This is a genomic window from Vibrio sp. NFR, from assembly GCF_027587095.1.
In the GTDB taxonomy this organism is placed as follows: Bacteria; Pseudomonadota; Gammaproteobacteria; order Enterobacterales; family Vibrionaceae; genus Vibrio; species Vibrio harveyi.
On sequence record NZ_JAPPTN010000001.1, the window covers coordinates 483,826 to 505,672 of the forward strand.

Genomic DNA, 21,847 nt, shown 5'->3' on the forward strand with positions numbered 1-21,847 from the left:
CCAATAATAATGAAGTTTAAAAAGTAACCAGATGTAAACTTTGTTGTTTTATGTTGTGTTGACAGTTTATCGAGACTCAGTAGACTGTCAACACAACAAAAAAGTGATTAAAGGAATACACGTGGAAGTTCGTCATAACTGGACGCATGCTGAAGTGCGCGATCTCATGGAAAAACCATTCATGGATCTCCTATTCGAAGCGCAGCTTGTTCATCGTCAATATCAAAAAACCAACCATGTTCAAGTAAGCACGCTTTTGTCGATTAAGACAGGTGCTTGTCCAGAAGATTGTAAATACTGTCCTCAGAGTGCTCGCTATACCACAGACATTGAAAAAGAACGTTTGATGGAAGTTGAGCGTGTGCTCGACGCTGCACAAAAAGCGAAAAACGCTGGCTCGACCCGCTTCTGTATGGGGGCTGCGTGGAAAAACCCGAAAGAGCGCGACATGCCACATTTGACCGATATGATCAAAGGTGTGAAAGACATGGGGTTAGAAACCTGTATGACGTTAGGTATGTTAACGCCAGATCAAGCTAAGCAATTGGCTACTGCAGGTCTGGATTACTACAACCATAACCTCGATACCTCACCTGAGTTCTATGGCAACATCATTACCACACGTACTTACCAAGACCGCTTAGACACGCTTTCTCACGTTCGTGATGCAGGTATGAAAATTTGTTCTGGCGGTATCATTGGTATGGGTGAAAGTGCACATGACCGAGCAGGTTTGTTGGTTGAATTGGCTAACTTGCCAGTGCATCCTGAAAGTGTACCAATCAACATGCTAGTAAAGGTGAAGGGCACACCACTCGAAGAAGTTGATGACGTTGAACCGTTCGATTTTATTCGTTTGATCGCCATTGCCAGAATCATGATGCCTCAATCCGCAGTCCGTTTATCGGCTGGTCGTGAAAACATGAACGAACAAATGCAAACGCTTTGCTTTATGGCCGGCGCTAACTCTGTTTTTTATGGCTGCAAGCTTCTAACTACACCAAACCCTTCTGAAGACAAAGACATGATGTTGTTTAAGAAGCTTGGCATTAACAGCCAAGAGGTGTCTCAAAAACCTGATGAAATCGAAGAAAACGAGCTACTCGATCGCGTCGTAGAGCGCGTTGCTGCTCGCCCGACAAAAGACGATCTTTTCTACGATGCCAGCGTTTAAATCTCGTATCGAATCCGCTCTTGCTGAGCGTAAAACGCGAGGGCTGAGTCGTTCCATGAATGTGGTGTTTGCTGGTAACCAATCAATTTTGGAGCACGAAGGCAGACGTTACATCAATTTCTCAAGTAATGATTATTTGGGCTTGGCAAATGACCAAGCACTTGTCCGTGCTTGGCAGCAAGGCTTGAGCGTATATGGCAGTGGCAGCGGTGCTTCTCCAATGGTTACGGGTTTTAGTGCGGCGCATGGCAATTTAGAGGCGGCGCTAACTGAATGGCTGGGCTACGAGAGGGCAATCCTATTTGGCTCTGGTTTCAGTGCTAACCAAGCGCTGCTGTTTACTCTGCTAGAAAAATCAGACGTATTGCTCCAAGACCGTTTGAACCATGCCTCTTTGATGGAGGCCGGTGTGTTGTCACCAGCTAAAATGAAGCGCTTCAAACATAACGATATCGAGCACCTTTCATCACTCATAAGCGCTGAAGATAACAATCTTGTGGTTACCGAAGGGGTGTTCAGCATGGACGGTGACTGTGCCCCACTTGCTGATATCGCTGATGTCACCAGTAATCATGATGCATGGCTTGCTGTAGACGACGCTCATGGTATCGGTGTTCTCGGGGAATCTGGCGGTGGCTCATGTGAATTGGCGGCGGTTAAGCCCGAGATATTGATCGTGACCTTCGGCAAAGCAGTTGGAATGTCTGGTGCAGCCATTTTATGTGATCGCGCAACGGGGGATTTTTTAACTCAATTTGCTCGTCACCATGTGTATTCTACGGCGATACCTCCAGCACAAGCCTATGCGCTGACGCATGCTGTCTCGATGATTCAAGAGCAGTCGTGGCGGCGTGAAAAACTGACAGAGTTGGGGAAAGTGTATAGAGACAATCTCAGTGATCTTGACGGTTTTGTTGAGACTCAAACATCGATTAAGCCGTTTTTGATTGGTGAATCTGATTTGGCTTTGCAAGTTGCAGGTGCTTGTCGTCAGAACGGTATTTGGGTGACGGCTATTCGTCCTCCGACGGTACCGAAAGGGACGTCTCGTCTTCGAATTACGCTTACTGCTAATCATACTAATGAACAAGTTAAAACGCTTTCAATGGCATTGAAGCAAGCATTAGGAGCGCTGTAATGGATAATGCAACTTCCGCTTTAGCACAAATGGTCGCATTAGAGAGCTTTCACCAAGATAAGGATGCGATTGCCTCTTCATTTGATAAAGCTGCAGAAACATACGATAAACATGCAGCGTTTCAACGCGACGTTGGGCATCGGTTACTTAATAAGCTCCCTACAAATTTAACCGGCAAGCGTGTGTTAGATTTAGGATGTGGCACTGGCTACTTTTCTCAGCTTCTTCAGCAGCGGGGCGCAGAAGTAGTGTGCGGTGACATTTCTCAAGCCATGTTAGATAAAGCAAAGCAACGTTGTGGTTCAGAATACATGCATTATCAGTTGGCTGATGCTGAAAACTTGCCTTTTGATGATGAAAGCTTCGACTACGTGTTTTCTAGTTTGGCTTTACAATGGTGTACAGATTTGAGTTACCCATTAAGAGAAATACGTCGTGTCTTAAAAGTGGGGGGAAGCGGGTGTTTCTCTACGCTAGTCGATGGCTCGCTTTATGAGTTGCGTGAGGCTTGGTCAAAAATTGATACATATCAACACGTGAATAACTTTATTACCCACAATCAGGTAAAAATTGCGTTAGCGCAATCTTGGTGCCACAACCATCATCTAGACTTGACCCCCATCACAGTTTGGTACGATTCAGCGTTTTCTGTCATGCGTGATCTCAAAGGCATTGGTGCAAATCACGTAAGCGGGCGCTCACATGGTCTGACGAGCCGTCGCACTTTGTTGCAGGTTGAGCGCGCGTACCAAGCATTTAGAAACGATCAAGGTCTTCTACCTGCAAGTTATCAGGTTTGTTTTGGAGTCATAGTTAAATGATTGATGCATTTTTTATTGCTGGTACGGATACTGATGTAGGAAAAACGGTAGCGTCTAAAGCTATTTTGCAAGCACTTGGTGCAAAAGGGCTTAACACCATTGGTTACAAGCCAGTGGCAGCAGGAAGCGACAAGACGGCGGAAGGTTGGCGTAACTCGGATGCATTGCATCTGCAGAAAGCGGCGACACTCGATATCGCATACGACGATGTAAACCCATACGCTATGGAATTACCTGCTTCTCCTCACATCGCCGCTAAACATGAACATGTAGAAATTAAATACGAAGTACTGAGCGAGAAATTGGCTCAACACAAAGAGCAATCTGACATTGTTCTAGTGGAAGGTGCTGGTGGCTGGCGTGTGCCTGTGTCTGATACAGACAGCTTGTCGACTTGGGTACAGCAAGAGCAGTTACCTGTCGTATTGGTTGTAGGTATTAAGCTGGGGTGTTTGAGCCATGCATTGCTCACCGCTGAAATCATCAAAGCTGATGGTTTAAATCTAGTCGGCTGGGTGGCAAATCGCGTGAATCCGGGCACAGAGCACTATGCAGAAATCATCGATATGTTGGAAGAACGTCTAGACGCGCCAAAACTCGGTGAGATCCCGTACATCCCAAGTGCTAAACGTAAAGAGTTAGGCAAATACATCAACGTTGAACCGTTGCTGAACGTATAAGTAATAAGGTTTTAGTTAAAACCAAAAGGGCTGCGAAATGCAGCCCTTTTTTCGTGTAAACCTTTGTGTCTAATCGTAAGATTCGACGTTCAGTTTATTTCTCTTGGCTAAGCCCCATCAACGCCTGTTGTGTTTCTGCAACGCGCTTTGACATTTGAGCATCGGTTGAAATACCTAGTTGTTGCTTTGCCTCATCCTCTGAGATACCCAGGTGACAACAAAGTAGATCGATAGCCATTTGATAGTCGTTAGTTTCTACCATGATTTTTCCCTCAAGACATGGAAGTTTGGAGCTGCTTAATTGTCCTAAAAGCTAACCCCGTTTCGTTCATCTAACCCGAATCTAGCACGTACAGATAGTCGCACAATAAGACCAAAGTCTATACTCGGTCTAAAGTGCTGATTTAAGAGTATAAAAAGGTGTGTATACCCAAGTGACTTCAAGATGCAGGATTCAGAGCGTTGTCATTGATTCGAGTTCAAGGAAAACAACACCGCGTAATAGCCAGCTCTTTCCAAGTTGTTTGACGCAGAAATCGAGGCAATGACACGCTCCCGAAGGGCGAGTTGTCTTGGCTTGTATACTTTGTTGCCGATTCTTGATTTAGAGTGACTAGATCTTTAAATCGTCGCCGCGTCTACAAACCAAGTCATTCTCGCTGAACCTAGCATCTCGAGGTTACTTGGGTATATTATTTCAGTCTCGAAAACAAATGTTGCAATTTATTGCTTAACCTTGTTTTTATCGCGGATAGACTATATCTATAACGCAACGGAGCACGAAACTAAGCGGAATCAGCTTTTCAAGCGTTCTGTTACTTATAAAAACCTGTTCCATATAATAATCCGTTTAAAAACATCTGTTTTAAAAAACGATAAGCTTCCTCGGAGAAAAGTAATGAAGCGAATTATGTTATTCCTAGCAACTAACCTAGCTGTTGTGCTAGTGCTTAGTGTTGTTCTGAATATTGTTTACGCTGTAACTGGAATGCAACCAGGCAGTCTATCTGGTCTACTTGTGATGGCTGCTGTATTTGGTTTTGGTGGCGCATTTATTTCGTTAATGATGTCTAAGGGCATGGCACTGCGTTCTGTGGGTGGCATGGTCATCGAAAGTCCTCGTAACGAAACAGAGCATTGGCTTCTTGAAACGGTTGGACGTCAAGCTCAGCAAGCTGGCATTGGTATGCCAACTGTTGCAATTTATGACTCTGCGGACATCAACGCATTCGCAACGGGTGCAAAACGCGACGATTCATTGGTTGCAGTTTCTACCGGTCTGCTACACAACATGACCCGTGATGAAGCAGAAGCGGTATTGGCGCACGAAGTTAGCCACATCGCTAATGGTGACATGGTAACGATGACGCTAATGCAAGGCGTGGTGAATACGTTTGTTATCTTCCTATCTCGCTTTATCGCAAATATTGTTGCTTCTAACGATGATGAGGAAGGTCAAGGTACCAACATGATGGTTTACTTTGGTGTATCTATGGTACTTGAACTGGTATTCGGGTTCCTAGCAAGTTTCTTAACCATGTGGTACAGCCGCCATCGTGAATTCTACGCAGACGCAGGGGCTGCTCAATTAGTCGGTAAAGAGAAGATGATCGCAGCACTAGAGCGCTTGAAGATGAGCCACGAATCTCAACTAGATGGCACTATGATGGCATTTGGTATTAACGGTAAGCGCTCGATGACAGAACTTCTAATGAGCCACCCACCGTTAGATAAACGTATTGCAGCGCTACGTAGCCAACAATACTAATCACGTTGTAAGCTAACAGTTCAACTTACTGCTAGTTAAAATTTTGAAAAGGCTTGGTTTTTTAACCAAGCCTTTTTTTGTGTCTGTTGATCTCTGCTGTACTTCATCACGTATCACTGTTCAGAAACAAAGTTATACAAAAATATTTTTGTACAACTTTTCATGATTAGTCTATCTTGTACATATGATATTTTTGTACAACTTTTGATGTGGTATAGGAGCAAAGGAATGGACATTCAGTCAGTTGGCAACATATATCAGAAGTTGAGTAAAGCAAACTTGCATTTGCTTGAAGGGGTTTACCACCGAGATGTGGTGTTTGAAGATGCAGCCCATCGATTAGAAGGGTGGCCTGCACTTTCCGATTACTTTCAGTCCTTATACACCAATGTCATTCGCTGTGACTTCGTTATCCATGACCATCAACAAGTCGGAGAAACTGGGTTTCTCACTTGGACGATGGATTTACAACATCCTAAGCTTCAAAAGGGTGCGCCGATATCTGTAAATGGTGTATCCCACCTTAAGTTTTGTGAAGGGCAAGTCATTTATCATCGTGATTATTTTGATTTGGGCGAAATGCTCTACGAGAACCTACCGCTCCTAGGTTCTGTCGTCAAAACCATTAAACAGAGGTTAGGGCAATGAGTGGCTCAGTACTTATCACCGGGGCAACTTCAGGCATTGGCAAACAGCTCGCCTTGGATTATGCCAATGAAGGTTGGAAAGTGATTGCATGTGGTCGTAACGAAGCTGTATTGGCTGAGCTAGAAAAAGGTTCAACCAACATGTCGACTTTACGCTTCGACGTGACTCAGTACGATGAAACAATTCAAGCTCTCTCTCAACTGCCGTTTATCCCTGAAACTTGGATTTTCAATGCCGGTGACTGTGAATACATGGATGATGGCATTGTTGATGCGCAACTCATGGCGCGTGTTATGAACGTTAACGTCGTTGGTGTGGCCAATTGTGTCGAAGCGTGTCAGGGGCAATTTGAACGTGGGCATCGTGTTGTAATTGTCGGGTCAATCGCGTCAGAGGTCGCATTGCCTCGTGCTGAAGCCTACGGCGCTTCAAAAGCAGCCGTCAGTTACTTTGCACGTACGCTAGCCGTCGATTTGAAGAAGAAAGGTATCAAAGTGGTGACGGTGTTCCCTGGCTTTGTCGAAACGCCACTTACTGACAAAAACACGTTTGACATGCCGATGATTGTTTCTGTCAATCAGGCTTCAGCTGCGATTCGAAAACAGTTGGATGCAAACAAAAGCCATATTTATTTCCCGGCGAGATTCACCGGTGTTCTGCGTTTTATCTCGTTGCTTCCGTATAGCTGGCAAGCTCGGCTTACCTCAAAACTCGCATCATAAGAAGGAAGAATCATGAATACGGCAGGAAGAAAAAAAATCGCCATCGTAGGTACAGGGATATCTGGTCTCACATGTGGCTATTACTTACATAAAGAACATGACGTGACGTTGTTTGAAGCGAATGATTACGTTGGTGGTCATACGGCGACTGTTGATGTCAGTCTTGATGGTAAAGAGTATGCAATCGACACTGGGTTTATCGTATACAACGATCGCACATACCCAAACTTCATAGAAATGATGGATGAGATTGGCGTTGAAGGCATTCCTACTCAGATGAGCTTCAGCGTCAGAAACGATGGTAATGGATTGGAATACAACGGACACACTGTATCGACATTGTTTGCTCAAAAACGAAATTGGGCAAATCCAAAGTTCTATCGTTTTATTTTTGAAATCCTTCGCTTCAACAAACTGGCTAAAAGCTTTGCCAATGAACAGTTAACTAATAACCAGACGTTGGGAGCGTTTCTGGATGAGCACAAATTCAGTGCTTTCTTTACCGACAGCTACATCTTGCCGATGGGCGCTGCAATTTGGTCGTCGACACTAGCGGATATGCGTGCATTCCCGCTTATGTTTTTCTTACGCTTCTTCCTCAACCACGGTTTGTTGGATATTACAAATCGCCCACAATGGTACGTGGTTAAAGGTGGCTCTCGCTCTTACATTACGCCTCTAACGAAAGGCTATGCCAATGATATTCGTCTAAACAGCCCTGTAGAGAAAGTTATCCGAACTGAAAATGGCGTAGGTGTTCAGGTTCATGGAGAAACACATTGGTTTGATGACGTTATCTTCGCTTGTCACAGTGATCAAGCAATGAGAATGCTAGGAGATATCAGCCAAACCGAGCAGGAAATTCTAGGGGATATGACCTATCAAGCAAACGAGGTTGTACTGCACACAGACACCCGTTTACTCCCAAAACGTAAGGCAGCGTGGGCGTCATGGAATTATCTGCTAGAAGGCAGTGAAGATGAGCAGCAACGACTTCCTTCGCTTACTTACAACATGAATATCCTTCAGCATGTCCAGTCTGAGCATACTTTCTGTGTCACTTTGAACAGTACGGAACAAATCGACCCAAGCAAAATCCTACGCTCATTCACTTATCATCACCCTGTGTTTACGACGGAGTCTATCGCTGCACAGCAACGTAAAGACGAAGTGCAAGGTATACAAGGCACATGGTTCTGCGGTGCTTATTGGTACAACGGTTTCCATGAAGATGGTGTCCGTAGCGCACTCGATGTTGTTCAAGGGCTAGAAGAAAAGTACCGCGAGCAAAATGTGGTTCCTTTTGAAAAAGGCGCGGCATGACATGGATAGTCAGATGAACAGCAGATTATTTATAGGCAACGTCCGTCACCGTCGCTTTACGCCTATAAAGCATGAGTTGAATTACTCACTATTTATGCCAGCCATCGACGTGGACGAGCTCGAAGCGTTAGAGAAAAAAGTATGGGGCTTTGGTTCGCGATGGTGGCATTGGGCACGTTTTAAGCGCAGTGATTATATTGGTGGAAAAGGGTGCGTAAAATCTGCGGTTCAAGACAAACTGGAAGCGCTAGCTGGTGTTCGTTTGACCGGTAAAGTGATAGCGGTTTGTCACTTACGTTATCTAGGGCTCTATTTCAGTCCGGTCAATTTCTACTACGTTTATAACAAAGAAGGGGAATGGAAGTACCTTCTAGCAGAGGTGAGCAACACACCTTGGAATGAACGTCATTATTATGCGTTAGCAGCGGACGAGCAAGATGAAGAGTTTGGGTGGGAGCAGAACAAAGCATTTCATGTTTCTCCTTTCAACCCAATCGACCAACTGTACCGATGGAAAATAAAACCTTTAACAGACAAGCTGAATATTCATTTGGAATGCCATAAAGACGAAAAACATTTTGATGCGACTATGGCTATGAAAGCCAAGCCCTTTTCAAGTAATACCTTGTTGAAATGCTTGATCGTTACGCCGATTCAAACGGTAAAAGTAATGGTTGGTATTTATTGGCACGCGCTGAAATTGTGGATTAAAGGCGCACCTTTTTACTCACATCCAAAATATGCTCAATCCAGTAAGAGCGAAGCAAACCATGTGGGTGAAGACAAGAAAAATAATAAGCATAAGGAGAACTCTGCATGTTAAATACAACTTCTATCGCAATGCCGCGTGAATTAACAACAACGCAAAGAGCGGCCCGTGGAGTTCTTTTCCAGTGTCTGCAAAAGATGGAGATTGGATGCTTAACGGTCATTGAGAGCTTCAAGACAGAAACGACTGAGCGTAGCGAGCGTTTTTCGACGCCCAATGGTGAGCATAACGGAGAACCCGTTGCTGCAACTATTGAAGTTAAGCATCCGGGGTTCTACTCCCGAATTCTACAGGGCGGCAGTATCGCTGCGGGTGAAGCCTATATGGATGGGTGGTGGGATAGTCCAGATCTGACAGCATTGATGAAGCTAATGGCGCTTAACATGCGAGCGCTGGATAAGCTTGAAGAGCAGGGCAGCTGGATAACGAGGCTGTTATATAAGGTCAGTCATTGGACCAATCGCAATTCGCAAGAAAATTCGCGCAAAAACATTCACGCTCATTACGATTTAGGCAACAATTTGTATGAAGCATTTCTTGATACGAATATGCTGTACTCGTCGGCCCTGTACAACCAAGTGGATGACTCATTAGAGCTGGCGCAAATCAATAAGATGGAACGCCTGTGTCAACAACTTGAGCTTAAACCTAGCGACCATGTCATTGAAATTGGTACCGGTTGGGGCGCAATGGCGATTTATATGGCTGAGCAGTATGGCTGTCGAGTGACCACGACAACCATTTCTGAAGAACAGTATGCCTACGCAGAACAGAAGATAAATGAGCGTGGTTTGACCGACAAAATTACCTTGCTCAAAGAAGATTACCGAAACTTAACGGGGTCTTATGACAAGCTTGTTTCTATTGAGATGATAGAAGCCGTGGGTAAGCAATTTTTACCTTCTTATATCAAGAAGTGTGAGTCCCTGCTAAAGCCGGGTGGTTTGATGGCTATCCAAGCGATTACTATTGCCGATCAGCGTTACGATTACTACAGCAACAATGTCGACTTCATTCAGAAGTACATTTTCCCCGGCGGCTTTTTACCTTCGGTAACGTCACTCACCCAAGCAACAACTAAACACAGTGACTTGGTGACGCGAGACTTGTTTGATATTGGGTTGGATTACGCCAAGACGCTTAACGAATGGCACCACCGCTTTAATCAATCAGAGCATGACGTGCGTGCGTTTGGTTACGATGATCGCTTTGTACGTATGTGGCGATACTATCTAAGTTACTGTGAAGGTGGGTTTCTAGCTCGCACGATCAGTGCGGTTCATATGACGTTTCAGCGTCCGTAGTTCGTCATGAAAGTGTTTTTAGCGTCAACTTGGTTCCAACTATGCTGGTTTTTAGCTGTGCTTGGAACCTATCAGTGGCAGTCGCTGACCTTAATACTTACATTGCTGACCATAGTACATTGTTGGAGAGTGGAGCCCTCCGCTCTCAAACGTATCGCAATGGTTGTCTTTGTGGGTTTGGTGCTAGACACACTCAATAAGCAATTTTCTGTCTTTATATTTCCGACCACGTGGTTACCCTTATGGCTTACATGTTTGTGGGTTCTGTTCTCTTGGTACGCTTATCAACTTAAGTCAATTTTGTACCGTTTCCCCAAAATTTACGTATCAATAGTAGGTGGTCTCGGAGGCACAGCCAGCTACTTTGCCGGTTGTAAGCTTGAGGCTGTCGAGTTTGGTTTCAGCGTTAGCGCGACACTAGCGATTTTGTTCGTTGAATGGTGTTTGATGATGCTATTGATACTCAAGGTGTACGGAAATGAAAAGTTGGAAGATAAATTGGAAACGGAAACTGACTAGCAGTGTAATAGTCGCCTCCCTATTCTGTGCGGTGCCTTTGCAAGCGCAAAGTGTGACGAGTACAAACGGAGTAACAAATAGCGATTGGCAGCAATGGCAAACTGTCGGCGAAGCGCAGCTCACTTGGTTCGTGTTTGATATCTATAAATCTCGCTTAAAAGCGCCTGAGGGCATATATATGGTGTCCGGTGATATTTCTCCCCATCCATTTGCTCTCGAGATTAACTATCAGCGCGATATCAGTAGAGACCAGCTACTTGATGTGACCGACGAACAATGGCAAAAGCTGGGTTTTACTCAGGCTTATCGCCAGCAGTGGATTTCTGAATTGAACACTATGTTTCCTGACATCAAGAAAGGCGATGAGCTTACCTACCTTACCGATGGTAAAAATGGTCAACTGATTTATCGTCAAGCAGGCAGTAAACCTTACCAGACGGTTGGTTATGTGAATGATGAGCGCCTCAATGATGCCTTTCTTTCAATTTGGTTATCACCACAGACGGAATTCCCAAAACTTCGTAAACAACTGATCGGGCAGGTGAGGCAGTGAAAATAATAAAACGAATGATCAAAACATCGGTTGTCGCTGCTGCAACGTTACTCGGCGCATGTTCAGCTGACATAGATAATTACCAGGCGTCCTCACCGGCTTTTGATCTATTTGGCTACTTTGAAGGCGATGTCAAAGCGTGGGGGATGGTTCAAGATTACACCGAGAAGCAAACTCGCCGCTTTGAAGTCGATATTGTTGGAACGGTTGAAGGCAATGAGTTAACGCTGGTGGAAGACTTTGTCTTTGACGATGGTGAACTTGACCAGCGAATCTGGGTCATTACCAAACTTGCAGACGGTACTTATCAGGGGAAAGCGGATGATATTATTGGTGTCGCTACGGGCAAAGAGGTAGGAAACGCTCTGCAATGGCAGTACGATTTTGAGCTAAAAATGGATGATTCAACTATCACGGTTTCATTTGATGACTGGCTCTACCGCCAAGACGAAATGCACGTGTTTAATCTCACTAAGATCAAGAAGTTTGGGATCGAAGTAGGGACGATTACTCTGTTTTTTCAGAGGCAATAAAATTGCTGGTAATGCTGGTCTTCGAGAACGCTTCGCTTCATGAATAGAGCCTTATCCATTATTCCGAATCACTGCGCTGCATAGGGTGTAGTTCGTTCCCCCTAAAATAAAGAAAGGGTTGACGCTTTCACGTCAACCCTCTTTATCATTCGATTCTCTTACAGCTTGTCTGTCAACTCAATTGCTTGACCGATGTAGTTCGCTGGTGTCATCTCTTTAAGTCGCGCTTTCTCGTGCTCAGGAAGCTCAAGACCGTCGATGAAGTTACGCATTGCTTCACCATCTACACGCTTACCACGAGTCAGTTCTTTTAGTTTCTCGTAAGGCTTCTCGATGCCGTAACGACGCATTACTGTTTGTACTGGTTCTGCAAGTACTTCCCAGTTCTTGTCTAGTTCAGCAAGAAGTGCTTCGCGGTTTACTTCTAGCTTGCTGATGCCTTTAAGCGTAGAAGTGTAAGCGATAATTGCGTAGCCAACACCAACACCAAGGTTACGTAGAACTGTTGAGTCAGTTAGGTCACGTTGCCAACGAGAGATAGGTAGTTTCTGTGCTAGGTGACCGAATACAGCGTTCGCAAGACCTAGGTTACCTTCTGAGTTTTCAAAGTCGATTGGGTTAACTTTGTGAGGCATTGTTGAAGAGCCAATCTCACCAGCAATGGTTTTTTGCTTGAAGTGACCTAGTGCGATGTAACCCCAAACGTCACGGTCGAAGTCAATCAGGATAGTGTTGAAACGAGCGATAGCGTCGAACAGTTCAGCGATGTAATCGTGCGGTTCGATCTGAGTTGTGTAAGGGTTCCAAGTTACGCCTAGAGACTCTGTGATGAACTCTTCAGAGAACTTGTGCCAATCTAGCTCTGGGTAAGCAGAAAGGTGTGCGTTGTAGTTACCTACTGCACCGTTGATTTTCGCTAGGATCTCAACGTTTTCGATTTGCTTGAATTGACGCTCCATACGGTACGCCACGTTTGCCATTTCTTTACCCATTGTTGATGGAGAAGCTGGCTGACCGTGTGTACGAGATAGAAGAGGAATGTCGCGGTATTCCACTGCTAGCGCTTTGATAGCGTCGATTAGGTTACGGATTTCTGGAAGAATCACGTTCTCACGCGCTTCTTTAAGCATAAGAGCGTGTGAAGTGTTGTTGATGTCTTCAGAAGTACATGCAAAGTGGAAGAACTCGTTTACTGCGTGCAGTTCAGGAACGTCTGCTACTTTCTCTTTTAGGAAGTACTCAACCGCTTTAACGTCGTGGTTAGTTGTACGCTCGATCTCTTTGATTCGGCGTGCATCTTCTTCAGAGAAGTTTGCAGCAAGGTCGTCTAGGAATTGGTTTGCTTCTGCGCTAAACGCTGGCACTTCTGCAATTTCAGCAGTAGCAGCAAGCTTTTGTAGCCAGCGGATTTCAACGATAGTACGGTACTTTAGTAGACCGTATTCACTGAAAATTTCGCGTAACGCAATTGTCTTGCTTCCGTAACGGCCGTCTACTGGTGAAACAGCAGTCAATGCTGACAGTTCCATGATGTTCTCCTGAATTGGGTTTCTAAATTTCGTGAGCTTTATACCAATAACTGTGGCAATTGTCACGAATATTGCGCAAACGTTTGCGCGAGATTTGTTTTGATCGAAAAAAATGAGCTCGCGATAAACGCGAGCTGCTTACTTGATACCTTATTACATTCGAGCAAGAAGGATTTGTGCTTGCTCTACCATCTTCTTGCGTCCGAAGATCAGGTGGCGACGTTTACCGCCAACTTGACGCCAGAGTACTGCGCTACGAATACCCGATAACAACAACGCACGAACTTTGTGCTGGTTAGCGGTTTGTTGCAGTACAGATGGAGTACCAGTTACTTGAATACGAGGACCAATAGGGCTGACTACATCCAAGTAAATGCTCGCTAGGTTGCTGATCATTTGATCATCTAGCAATTCAAAATGTTCCGTTTGACGCTGAGCCATTTGAATGCGGTCACCAAGTTGTGACATTGCATCGTTACGACCCGATAGCTTGCGCTCTAATGCCATTAGGCTGATGATGTAGCGAGTGACTTCACTTCCAGATGGGGTGCTATCAATCCCTTTCACCAAGCATTCAAGACCCAGCTTAAGGTCGGCTTCGCGACCGAAAACACCGATGGTGTTGGCTGGGCTAGTATTCAAAATGGCGTTAATTGACGTTTCAAAGGCATCTTGATCACAATGTCCGTCTCTCGCTACCTGTTGAACCAAAGCAACAGCTTGGCAGATACCTGCAAAAGCGATAGTACGGTCATAAAGTGTATTCGCCACGTAACGACTCCTAAGCTTGAGAATATTTAATGCGTTGCTCGATGATGCCGCCACCAAGGCACACGTCATCTTTATAGAACACGGCTGATTGACCTGGCGTTACAGCAATTTGTGGCTCGTCAAAGATCACTTTAATGTTTTCATCATCGATAGGGATGATTGTACAAGGAATATCTTCCTGACGGTAACGAGTTTTCACTGTGCACTTCATAACATCGCGAATTGGCTCACGATCTACCCAGTGAAGTTGTGATGCAAGTAGACCTTCTGATTTCAGCATTGGGTGGTCTTTACCTTGAACCGCAATCAAAACGTTACGTTCTAGATCTTTCTCACCAACAAACCATGGGTCTTCGTTACCGCCACCGCCTTTACGACCACCGATATGAAGACCTTTGCGTTGACCTAATGTGTGGTACATCAAACCTTGATGCTGACCGATCACTTCGCCTTCTGGCGTTTCGATATTACCCGGTTGAGCAGGAAGGTAACGACCTAGGAATTCCGTAAACTTACGTTCACCGATGAAACAGATACCGGTAGAATCTTTCTTCTTCGCTGTGATCAGGTCTTGCTCTTCTGCGATACGGCGCACTTCTGGCTTCTCTAAATCACCAACAGGGAATAGGCTACGTGCAATCTGCTCGTGGCTTAATGTGTATAGGAAGTAGCTCTGGTCTTTGTTGCCATCTAGACCACGTAGCATTTGTGGTTTTTCCTGTTCTTCACCAGGTAAAGCGTCTTCTGGGAAAGAACGACGCACATAGTGACCCATTGCGATGTAATCTGCATCAAGCACTTCATCCGCAAATTCTAGAAATGCTTTGAATTTGATTTCTTTGTTACAAAGAATGTCTGGGTTTGGTGTACGACCTGCTTTGTATTCCGCAAGGAAGTATTCAAATACATTATCCCAGTATTCAGCAGCAAAGTTGATAGTGTGTAGGTGGATGCCTAGCTTGTCACATACTGCCTGCGCATCAGCAAGATCTTCTGCTGCTGTACAATATTCTTCGTTGTCATCTTCTTCCCAGTTCTTCATGAACAGGCCTTCTACTTGGTAGCCTTGTTGCTTTAGAAGATACGCAGAAACAGATGAATCAACGCCGCCGGACATACCGACGATGACTTTCTTTTGGCTGTTATCAGACATTACTAAACACCACTAAAATTAACGGGACGCAGATTCTACCAGAATCCACTGACCGGTGACAGATCCGAGATCGAAATCACACTTCGATTTTGGCTTAAATTTATCCAAATGCGAACGTGAGTATTAAATTCGATAAGTATAGAAGGGTTATATATGGCATAGTTGGCAAAAATCCAAGAGGAAAAATCAAATGACTGAAGAAAACCAATTTATGCAAGAAGCTGAGTTGATTGAAATTGTTGAAAATCAACTTGAAGATGGTAATCCACTTAAGGTGAAAGAAACGCTGATGCGTCTAATGATGACAGGCACACCACGTGAAGATGCGGTGGCGATGATGGCGTGTGCTATGTCTATTGAGATTTTTGACGTAATGAAGAATGGTGGGGAGTTCGACCTTAAGCGTTACAGTGAACACCTCGAACAACTGCCAGATCTTGGTTTCATGGAAGGCGAATAGGGCGATTGAAAGAAAAAAGCGGACTGCAAACGTTTGCTATAATTGCCTTTATTGCTGCTTTAATGACGGCGGTATAGAATCCGTTCTCCTTTTCATCCCCTTACTCAGACTAACAATATGAAATTTCCTGGACAACGCAAATCGAAGCACTATTTTCCTGTTCATGCTCGTGACCCATTGGTGAGCCAAGCACAAGAAAGCAAAAAGATGACGCGCACTCACATCATCGGCATTGACCAAACGCTGGTTGATATTGAAGCGAAAGTTACAACGGATGTGATTGAAAAGTACGGTTTGAGTAAAGGACACTCGTTGGTAATTGATGACGCGACTGCAGAAGCGCTATACCAACAGCTAAAAGAAGAATGTTTAATTACCAATGAGTATGCTGGTGGCACAATTGGTAACACGCTACACAACTATTCTGTGTTAGCGGATGACCGTTCAACGCTTTTGGGTGTAATGAGTCAGGACATCAAAATTGGTAGCTACGGTTACCGCTACCTATGTAACACCTCTAGCCGTATGGACCTGAACTACTTACAAGGTGTTGAAGGTGCCATCGGTCGCTGTTTCGCTCTGATTACAGAAGATGGTGAACGTACTTTCGCAATCAGCGAAGGTCAAATGAACCAACTTCATCCGGACAACATCCCTGAGAAAATCTTCAAGAGCGCGTCTGCGTTAGTACTGACTGCTTACCTAGTTCGTTGTAAAGAAGGCGACCCAATGCCGGAAGCAACGATGCGTGCAATTGAATACGCGAAGAAACATGATGTTCCTGTGGTACTAACACTAGGAACTAAATTTGTTATTCAAGATGACCCAACATTCTGGCAAGAATTTATTCGTGACAATGTATCCGTTGTTGCAATGAATGAAGACGAAGCGGAAGCGCTAACGGGCGAATCTGATCCGCTAGCGGCGTCGGATAAGACGCTTGAGTGGGCTGACCTTGTGTTATGTACAGCAGGTCCTGTTGGTCTATTTATGGCGGGTTATACAGAAGAAAGCGCGAAGCGCGAAACGTCGTTGCCGCTGCTTCCTGGTTCTATTGCCGAATTCAACCGTTTTGAATTTAGCCGACCTGCAAAGAAAGACTCATGTGAAAATGCGATCAAAGTATATTCACATATCTCCCCATACATGGGTGGTCCAGAAAAAATTAAAAATACTAATGGTGCAGGTGATGCAGCATTGTCAGCAGTACTTCACGATATGGCTGCAAATAAATACCACAAAGAAAATGTGCCTAACTCTAGCAAGCACAGCAATGAGTATTTAACCTACTCTTCGTTCTCTCAAGTTTGTAAATACGCAAACCGCGCGAGTTACGAAGTGTTAGTGCAGCATTCACCACGTCTTTCTCGTGGTCTTCCTGAGCGCGAAGATAGTTTAGAAGAAGCATACTGGGAACGTTAATAGATTCTGTTGAATTAACCAACTTCTCACATACGCAAAAATGGCGCATTCAAAATGCGCCATTTTTGTATCTATTTACAGACAAATAAAAAAGGCTCCCATAGGGAACCTTTTTAAAATTTCATAAATCTATTCTTAGATTAGGAAATCATCTAGAGATTTGCCTGCATCTAGTTGCTCTTGGATTGCAGAAGGTGTACGACCTTGACCTGTCCAAGTTTTCTCTTCACCGCTTACGTCAGTGTATTTGTATTTAGCAGGGCGAGGGGCACGTTTAGTTTTTGCTTTAGTTTTTGTTTCACCAGCAAGTGCACTAATTAGCGCTTCAACATCGATACCGTCTTGAGCGATTTGCTCAGCGATAGCAGCCAGCTTAGCTTCTTGCTCAGCTTGTGCTGCGCGGTCTGCTTCTTCTGCTTCTTGACGCTCTTGAACAACGATAGTTAGTTTATCTAGAGCTTCTTCCAATTGTTCTAGAGTCAGCTCACGAGAAAATGCACGAAGGCTACGGATATTTAGAAGTGTTTTAGTCAGCTCTGACATGACGATTCCTATTAATAGGTTAAAAGATTCTACATCGCTTATCGATAAGATAAATTAAATGTGAATCTAGAAATAAACATAGAGTCCTTATATTTAACTTTATCTTTCTGATATGTGCAAATGCTAATTCATGATTTAGATTAAATTTCTTTAGTTTTTTCGGGTTCTAACAATATTAATTAATCAATTTGAAATTTAATTAGCCACTTCAGACAATTTTTACTTAATAGATACGGTCTTTTTCTCGATCGCTATCATGTTTATTTATAGCTTGAATTAAATTTCCCTTTTTCTGACAGAAAAGGATTAGATGGCAAATGCTATCACTGTCATATTTCATTCATTTATTGTTGCACGTAAAACTATGGCGTATTTAATAGTAGTAATAAAGTTTCATAATGGACAAGGTTGAAGTGATTGCAGTTGCGCAATGTATGATTTGGTCACATTTCATTTATAAATCGAAATCGCGATTATTTATTCATTTAATTTAGTTTGATGTGTTGCAATGGGAGGCTTCATAGGTACAATGACAACCACCTGATGCAATATTGCAGATAAATTGTTGTTAATTTGTACGATTAACGGTTAATTGTTTGTTATTGCCGTAGAGGTGCAGTCTCGAAGAGTAGCTATTATTGGGGTGATGCCAATGAATAATAGTGGAAGGCGAAGATTGCCGAAGTAAGTGGGGCTATCGAAACCACTTGCTGGGGTTGTCTCTGAAAGGAACAACACTGCCATAGTATATTTACATTAAACTATGGAGCGCTACTGTAGGGTTGGGTGAAGTGTTCGCTTCCCTGTCGCTAAGTTCAACATGAGCACGTACCGTATGCTACGTGACTTGTCTGCAGTAGATCTCTAGCCAAACTTTGGTTTTTGAAGATCATGAATTTAATAGATTTTGCACATTCTCCTGTTTCGTTATTACCGCCTATTGTCGCGCTGACGCTGGCGATTCTAACTCGACGTGTTTTAGTTTCTCTTGGTGTTGGTATCGTACTGGGTGCGGTACTTCTTAACGATTGGTCTATCGGTAATACGGTAGGTTATGTTAGTTCTCAAGTTTCTTCTGTCTTTATTGAAGACGGTGGTATCAATACTTGGAACATGAGTATTGTTGGCTTCCTTATTCTTTTAGGTATGACAACAGCGTTGTTAACACTTTCTGGTGGTACTCGTGCTTTCGCTGAATGGGCGCAAACACGCGTAAAAAGTAAACGTGGCTCTAAACTTCTTGCAGCTTTCCTTGGCGTATTCATTTTTGTCGACGATTACTTTAACAGTCTTGCTGTTGGTGCGATCTCTCGTCCAGTAACTGACCGCTTTTACGTCTCTCGCGCTAAGCTAGCGTACATCTTAGACTCCACAGCAGCACCTATGTGTGTGATCATGCCAGCATCAAGCTGGGGTGCATACATCATTACTATTATCGGTGGTATCTTGGTGTCACATGGCATCACAGAATATTCTGCACTAGGCGCTTATGTTCGCCTTATCCCAATGAACTTCTACGCTGTGTTTGCTCTGCTAATGGTATTCGCAGTGGCGTGGTTTGGTTTGGATATTGGTAAGATGCGTGATCACGAAATCGCGGCGTCTCAAGGCCGTGGTTTCGATAAAGATAAAGAAAATGATACTCAAGAAGCGCATGAGCTAAATGAAGAGCTAGATATCCGTGAAAGTGAGAAGGGTAAGGTTTCTGACCTAGTTCTTCCAATCGTTACGCTTATTGTGGCAACGATTGCTTCAATGCTTTACACCGGTGGTCAAGCACTAGCAGCAGATGGCAAAGAATTTGCTTTGTTAGGTGCGTTTGAGAATACTGATGTTGGTACTTCTCTAATTTACGGTAGCTTACTTGGTCTTGCTGTCGCGCTATTTACGGTGCTGAAGCAAGGTTTACCAATGGTTGAGATTGCACGTACGCTTTGGATTGGTGCTAAATCAATGTTTGGTGCAATCCTAATCCTAGTGTTTGCTTGGACTATCGGTTCTGTTATCGGTGACATGAAGACAGGTTCTTACCTATCTACGATGGCACAAGGCAACATCAACCCACACTGGCTGCCAGTTATCCTATTCTTGCTGTCTGGTCTAATGGCGTTCTCGACAGGTACTTCATGGGGTACGTTCGGTATCATGCTACCAATCGCGGGCGATATGGCTGGCGCAACAGATGTAGCGCTTATGCTACCAATGCTAAGTGCGGTTCTTGCTGGTGCGGTATTCGGTGACCACTGTTCTCCAATCTCAGATACGACTATCTTGTCATCGACTGGTGCACGTTGTAACCATATCGATCACGTATCAACTCAGTTACCTTATGCATTATCAGTCGCGCTTGTTTCATGCGTTGGCTTTATTGCTCTTGGTATGACGGCTTCAATTGCGTTCTCTTTCATCGCAGCATCGATTACATTCGTTATCGTTTGTGCGATTTTGTCATGGCTTTCAAAGTCAAAAATGGCATCTTGTCAAAACGCGTAAGTTGCTTTTATACAAGCTTATAAAGAGGAAGCTCCGCTATTTCTAGCGGAGCTTTTTTTATACGCGATTTATGGTGAGGGGGGCAAATCGCGTTTTTGGGGATATTTTGTCTAGAAGACTGATATGAATAAGGCAAATAGCATGCCGAACTCAACTTGTTGAATTGTATGTTTTTTTATTTTAAGGAATGGACGCCATTGTCTAACTGATTGATAAACAAGAATTCACCTGTTACACAGTGTTACGTTACAGTTTATCAAGGCTCGAAGTTCAACGGGATCAGACGGGTAGGTTATATTTTTTAATTAAGCGATAGAGTGTGGTTCTGGAGATCCCCAAATGTCTCGCAGCGGCACTCATGTTGTGCTTGTTGTCTTCAATCGCTTTTAGTAGATAATCCAAATCTATTTGTTCGACAGAAGGAAGAAGTTGCCTCTCACTGGTATCTAAACCGAGATCTGCAACATGTAGAGTGTTGTTTTCGCACATAACAATCGCTCTTTGGATCACATTACGAAGCTCTCTTACGTTTCCGGGCCACTTGTGCTTCATTAGCTTGTTTCTAACTTCTGTTGATAGCCCTTGAGACCTTTTATTGGTAAGAGAACTCAAGAAGTATTCTGATAATGTCAGGATGTCTTTGCCACGCTTCCGTAGGGGGGGAATAGTAAGTGGCAGAATATTGAGTCTGTAGAACAGATCCTCGCGAAACGTTCCCTGTATTACTTCATTTTTTAGATCTACGTGACTTGCTGCTATCACACGGCAGTCTACGTCGATGATATTGTCTGCACCCACTTTATGTATTTGCTTACTCTCAAGGAAATGGAGTAAATGTATTTGTAATTCTGGCGGCATATCGCCAATCTCATCGAGAAATAGGGTGCCTCGATTTGCTTTCTGAATAAATCCAATCCTATCGGAGATAGCTCCTGTAAATGCGCCTTTTTCATGACCAAAAAGCTCAGATGCAATCAGTCCACTCGGAATTGCTCCACAATTTACTTCGACAAATGGGAATGAATGCCTGTTGGACAGCTCATGGATGATACGAGCACACATTCCTTTTCCGACCCCTGTTTCACCTTGAATAAGCACCTCAGCGTCGCATCGTGCGTATTTTTTGAGCTTGTTACGAAGTTCATTGATGCACGCACTGTTCCCTATTAAAGGAACCAATGGATCTGCATCTGCCGAATGTCGTTTTAACGTAGTGTCGATTTTTTGCACTTTGATGACTCTTTACTTTTATGCCCCAAAGGAAAGTTTAGTAATGAATGGTGTCTCAAATTTGAATCAAGTGTTTCGTTATTGAGACTTTTGTTGCTTGTCGCATTGATGGAATTTTAAACGTTTGTTTTTGCGAGATTTGAGGCTACTAGTTTTTTTATAACAAATTGGTGGAATAAATGAGCTGAATTTGTGTTTCTTTGATGATTGAAATGAAAATAAAGAATAATAATATCAATTGGTTAGTAAAAACATTAGGAAAAGTGCAAATTCGTTGTTGAAAAAAAATTAATC

General features: G+C 43.8%; 22 protein-coding genes and 1 riboswitch. Of the genes, 16 read left to right on the top strand and 6 right to left on the bottom strand.

Annotated elements, in window-relative coordinates:
• Nucleotides 1-121: 121 nt before the first annotated feature.
• The 4 genes from bioB to bioD are packed head-to-tail and all read left to right on the top strand — an operon-like array spanning nucleotide 122 to nucleotide 3,813.
• The gene (gene bioB / locus OH463_RS02150; protein WP_053052674.1) at nucleotides 122-1,174 is read left to right on the top strand and encodes a biotin synthase BioB; all 1,053 of its coding nucleotides are present in this window, start codon (nucleotides 122-124) and stop codon (nucleotides 1,172-1,174) included.
• Nucleotides 1,161-2,312: an 8-amino-7-oxononanoate synthase gene (gene bioF, locus OH463_RS02155; protein ID WP_269990406.1), complete on the top strand. Its 1,152-nt coding sequence runs from the start codon at nucleotides 1,161-1,163 to the stop codon at nucleotides 2,310-2,312. The genes bioB and bioF overlap by 14 nt, the downstream gene beginning before the upstream one ends.
• Nucleotides 2,312-3,133 (top strand): malonyl-ACP O-methyltransferase BioC, encoded by an 822-nt coding sequence (gene bioC, locus OH463_RS02160; protein WP_269990407.1) that lies wholly within the window; start codon nucleotides 2,312-2,314, stop codon nucleotides 3,131-3,133. Before bioF ends, bioC begins: the two co-directional genes overlap by 1 nt.
• Nucleotides 3,130-3,813 (top strand): dethiobiotin synthase, encoded by a 684-nt coding sequence (gene bioD / locus OH463_RS02165; RefSeq protein WP_269990409.1) that lies wholly within the window; start codon nucleotides 3,130-3,132, stop codon nucleotides 3,811-3,813. The genes bioC and bioD overlap by 4 nt, the downstream gene beginning before the upstream one ends.
• Nucleotides 3,814-3,907: 94 nt before the next feature.
• On the opposite strand, the gene OH463_RS02170 is transcribed toward bioD, so the two are convergent.
• On the bottom strand, nucleotides 3,908-4,075 hold the full coding sequence (locus OH463_RS02170; protein WP_005450789.1) for a hypothetical protein: 168 nt from the start codon (nucleotides 4,073-4,075) through the stop codon (nucleotides 3,908-3,910).
• Between the two features lie 636 nt (nucleotides 4,076-4,711).
• Here OH463_RS02170 and htpX point away from each other — a divergent pair.
• The 9 genes from htpX (at nucleotide 4,712) to OH463_RS02215 (ending at nucleotide 11,952) form a co-directional block, all read left to right on the top strand.
• Nucleotides 4,712-5,581, top strand: coding sequence for a protease HtpX (htpX, locus tag OH463_RS02175; RefSeq protein ID WP_269990411.1), 870 nt, complete (start codon nucleotides 4,712-4,714; stop codon nucleotides 5,579-5,581).
• 228 nt (nucleotides 5,582-5,809) lie between these two features.
• The gene (locus OH463_RS02180) at nucleotides 5,810-6,229 is read left to right on the top strand and encodes a nuclear transport factor 2 family protein (protein ID WP_005450787.1); all 420 of its coding nucleotides are present in this window, start codon (nucleotides 5,810-5,812) and stop codon (nucleotides 6,227-6,229) included.
• Complete coding sequence (locus OH463_RS02185; RefSeq protein WP_017819149.1) at nucleotides 6,226-6,951, top strand: SDR family oxidoreductase; 726 nt, start codon at nucleotides 6,226-6,228, stop codon at nucleotides 6,949-6,951. Before OH463_RS02180 ends, OH463_RS02185 begins: the two co-directional genes overlap by 4 nt.
• Nucleotides 6,952-6,963: 12 nt before the next feature.
• Nucleotides 6,964-8,274 (top strand): NAD(P)/FAD-dependent oxidoreductase, encoded by a 1,311-nt coding sequence (locus tag OH463_RS02190; protein WP_269990413.1) that lies wholly within the window; start codon nucleotides 6,964-6,966, stop codon nucleotides 8,272-8,274.
• 1 nt (nucleotide 8,275) lies between these two features.
• On the top strand, nucleotides 8,276-9,097 hold the full coding sequence (locus OH463_RS02195; RefSeq protein ID WP_269990414.1) for a DUF1365 domain-containing protein: 822 nt from the start codon (nucleotides 8,276-8,278) through the stop codon (nucleotides 9,095-9,097).
• Nucleotides 9,091-10,347 carry an SAM-dependent methyltransferase gene (locus tag OH463_RS02200; protein ID WP_269990416.1) on the top strand — a complete coding sequence of 419 codons (1,257 nt, stop codon included), beginning with the start codon at nucleotides 9,091-9,093 and terminating at the stop codon, nucleotides 10,345-10,347. Before OH463_RS02195 ends, OH463_RS02200 begins: the two co-directional genes overlap by 7 nt.
• 6 nt (nucleotides 10,348-10,353) lie before the next feature.
• Entirely contained in the window at nucleotides 10,354-10,866 is a 513-nt protein-coding gene (locus tag OH463_RS02205) for a DUF2878 domain-containing protein (RefSeq protein ID WP_050903429.1), read from the top strand.
• Entirely contained in the window at nucleotides 10,826-11,419 is a 594-nt protein-coding gene (locus OH463_RS02210) for a chalcone isomerase family protein (RefSeq protein WP_017188200.1), read from the top strand. The genes OH463_RS02205 and OH463_RS02210 overlap by 41 nt, the downstream gene beginning before the upstream one ends.
• A 14-nt stretch (nucleotides 11,420-11,433) precedes the next feature.
• On the top strand, nucleotides 11,434-11,952 hold the full coding sequence (locus OH463_RS02215) for a DUF3833 domain-containing protein (protein WP_005450780.1): 519 nt from the start codon (nucleotides 11,434-11,436) through the stop codon (nucleotides 11,950-11,952).
• 158 nt (nucleotides 11,953-12,110) lie between these two features.
• On the opposite strand, the gene purB is transcribed toward OH463_RS02215, so the two are convergent.
• The 3 genes from purB to mnmA form a co-directional block, all read right to left on the bottom strand.
• On the bottom strand, nucleotides 12,111-13,481 hold the full coding sequence (purB, locus tag OH463_RS02220; protein ID WP_005378198.1) for an adenylosuccinate lyase: 1,371 nt from the start codon (nucleotides 13,479-13,481) through the stop codon (nucleotides 12,111-12,113).
• A gap of 153 nt (nucleotides 13,482-13,634) precedes the next feature.
• Nucleotides 13,635-14,252, bottom strand: a complete 618-nt coding sequence (gene hflD, locus OH463_RS02225) for a high frequency lysogenization protein HflD (RefSeq protein ID WP_005450778.1) — start codon at nucleotides 14,250-14,252, stop codon at nucleotides 13,635-13,637.
• A 10-nt stretch (nucleotides 14,253-14,262) separates the two neighbouring features.
• Nucleotides 14,263-15,405 (bottom strand): tRNA 2-thiouridine(34) synthase MnmA, encoded by a 1,143-nt coding sequence (gene mnmA / locus OH463_RS02230; protein WP_005450776.1) that lies wholly within the window; start codon nucleotides 15,403-15,405, stop codon nucleotides 14,263-14,265.
• 190 nt (nucleotides 15,406-15,595) lie between these two features.
• Between mnmA and OH463_RS02235 the strand changes: the two genes are divergently transcribed.
• Nucleotides 15,596-15,865 (top strand): hypothetical protein, encoded by a 270-nt coding sequence (locus OH463_RS02235; protein ID WP_005450775.1) that lies wholly within the window; start codon nucleotides 15,596-15,598, stop codon nucleotides 15,863-15,865.
• Nucleotides 15,866-15,982: 117 nt separating this feature from the next.
• A complete protein-coding gene (locus OH463_RS02240; RefSeq protein WP_005450773.1) occupies nucleotides 15,983-17,287 on the top strand; it encodes an inosine/guanosine kinase in 1,305 nt (434 codons plus the stop codon).
• 135 nt (nucleotides 17,288-17,422) lie between these two features.
• On the opposite strand, the gene OH463_RS02245 is transcribed toward OH463_RS02240, so the two are convergent.
• Complete coding sequence (locus OH463_RS02245; protein WP_005450770.1) at nucleotides 17,423-17,830, bottom strand: H-NS family histone-like protein; 408 nt, start codon at nucleotides 17,828-17,830, stop codon at nucleotides 17,423-17,425.
• 600 nt (nucleotides 17,831-18,430) lie between these two features.
• A riboswitch (Lysine riboswitch) is annotated at nucleotides 18,431-18,612 on the top strand.
• A 109-nt stretch (nucleotides 18,613-18,721) separates the two neighbouring features.
• On the opposite strand from OH463_RS02245, the gene tet(35) reads away from it, so the two are divergent.
• On the top strand, nucleotides 18,722-20,323 hold the full coding sequence (gene tet(35) / locus OH463_RS02250) for a tetracycline efflux Na+/H+ antiporter family transporter Tet(35) (RefSeq protein WP_047513512.1): 1,602 nt from the start codon (nucleotides 18,722-18,724) through the stop codon (nucleotides 20,321-20,323).
• A gap of 279 nt (nucleotides 20,324-20,602) precedes the next feature.
• On the opposite strand, the gene OH463_RS02255 is transcribed toward tet(35), so the two are convergent.
• Nucleotides 20,603-21,559, bottom strand: coding sequence for a sigma-54 interaction domain-containing protein (locus OH463_RS02255; protein ID WP_199480101.1), 957 nt, complete (start codon nucleotides 21,557-21,559; stop codon nucleotides 20,603-20,605).
• Nucleotides 21,560-21,847 lie beyond the last annotated feature (288 nt).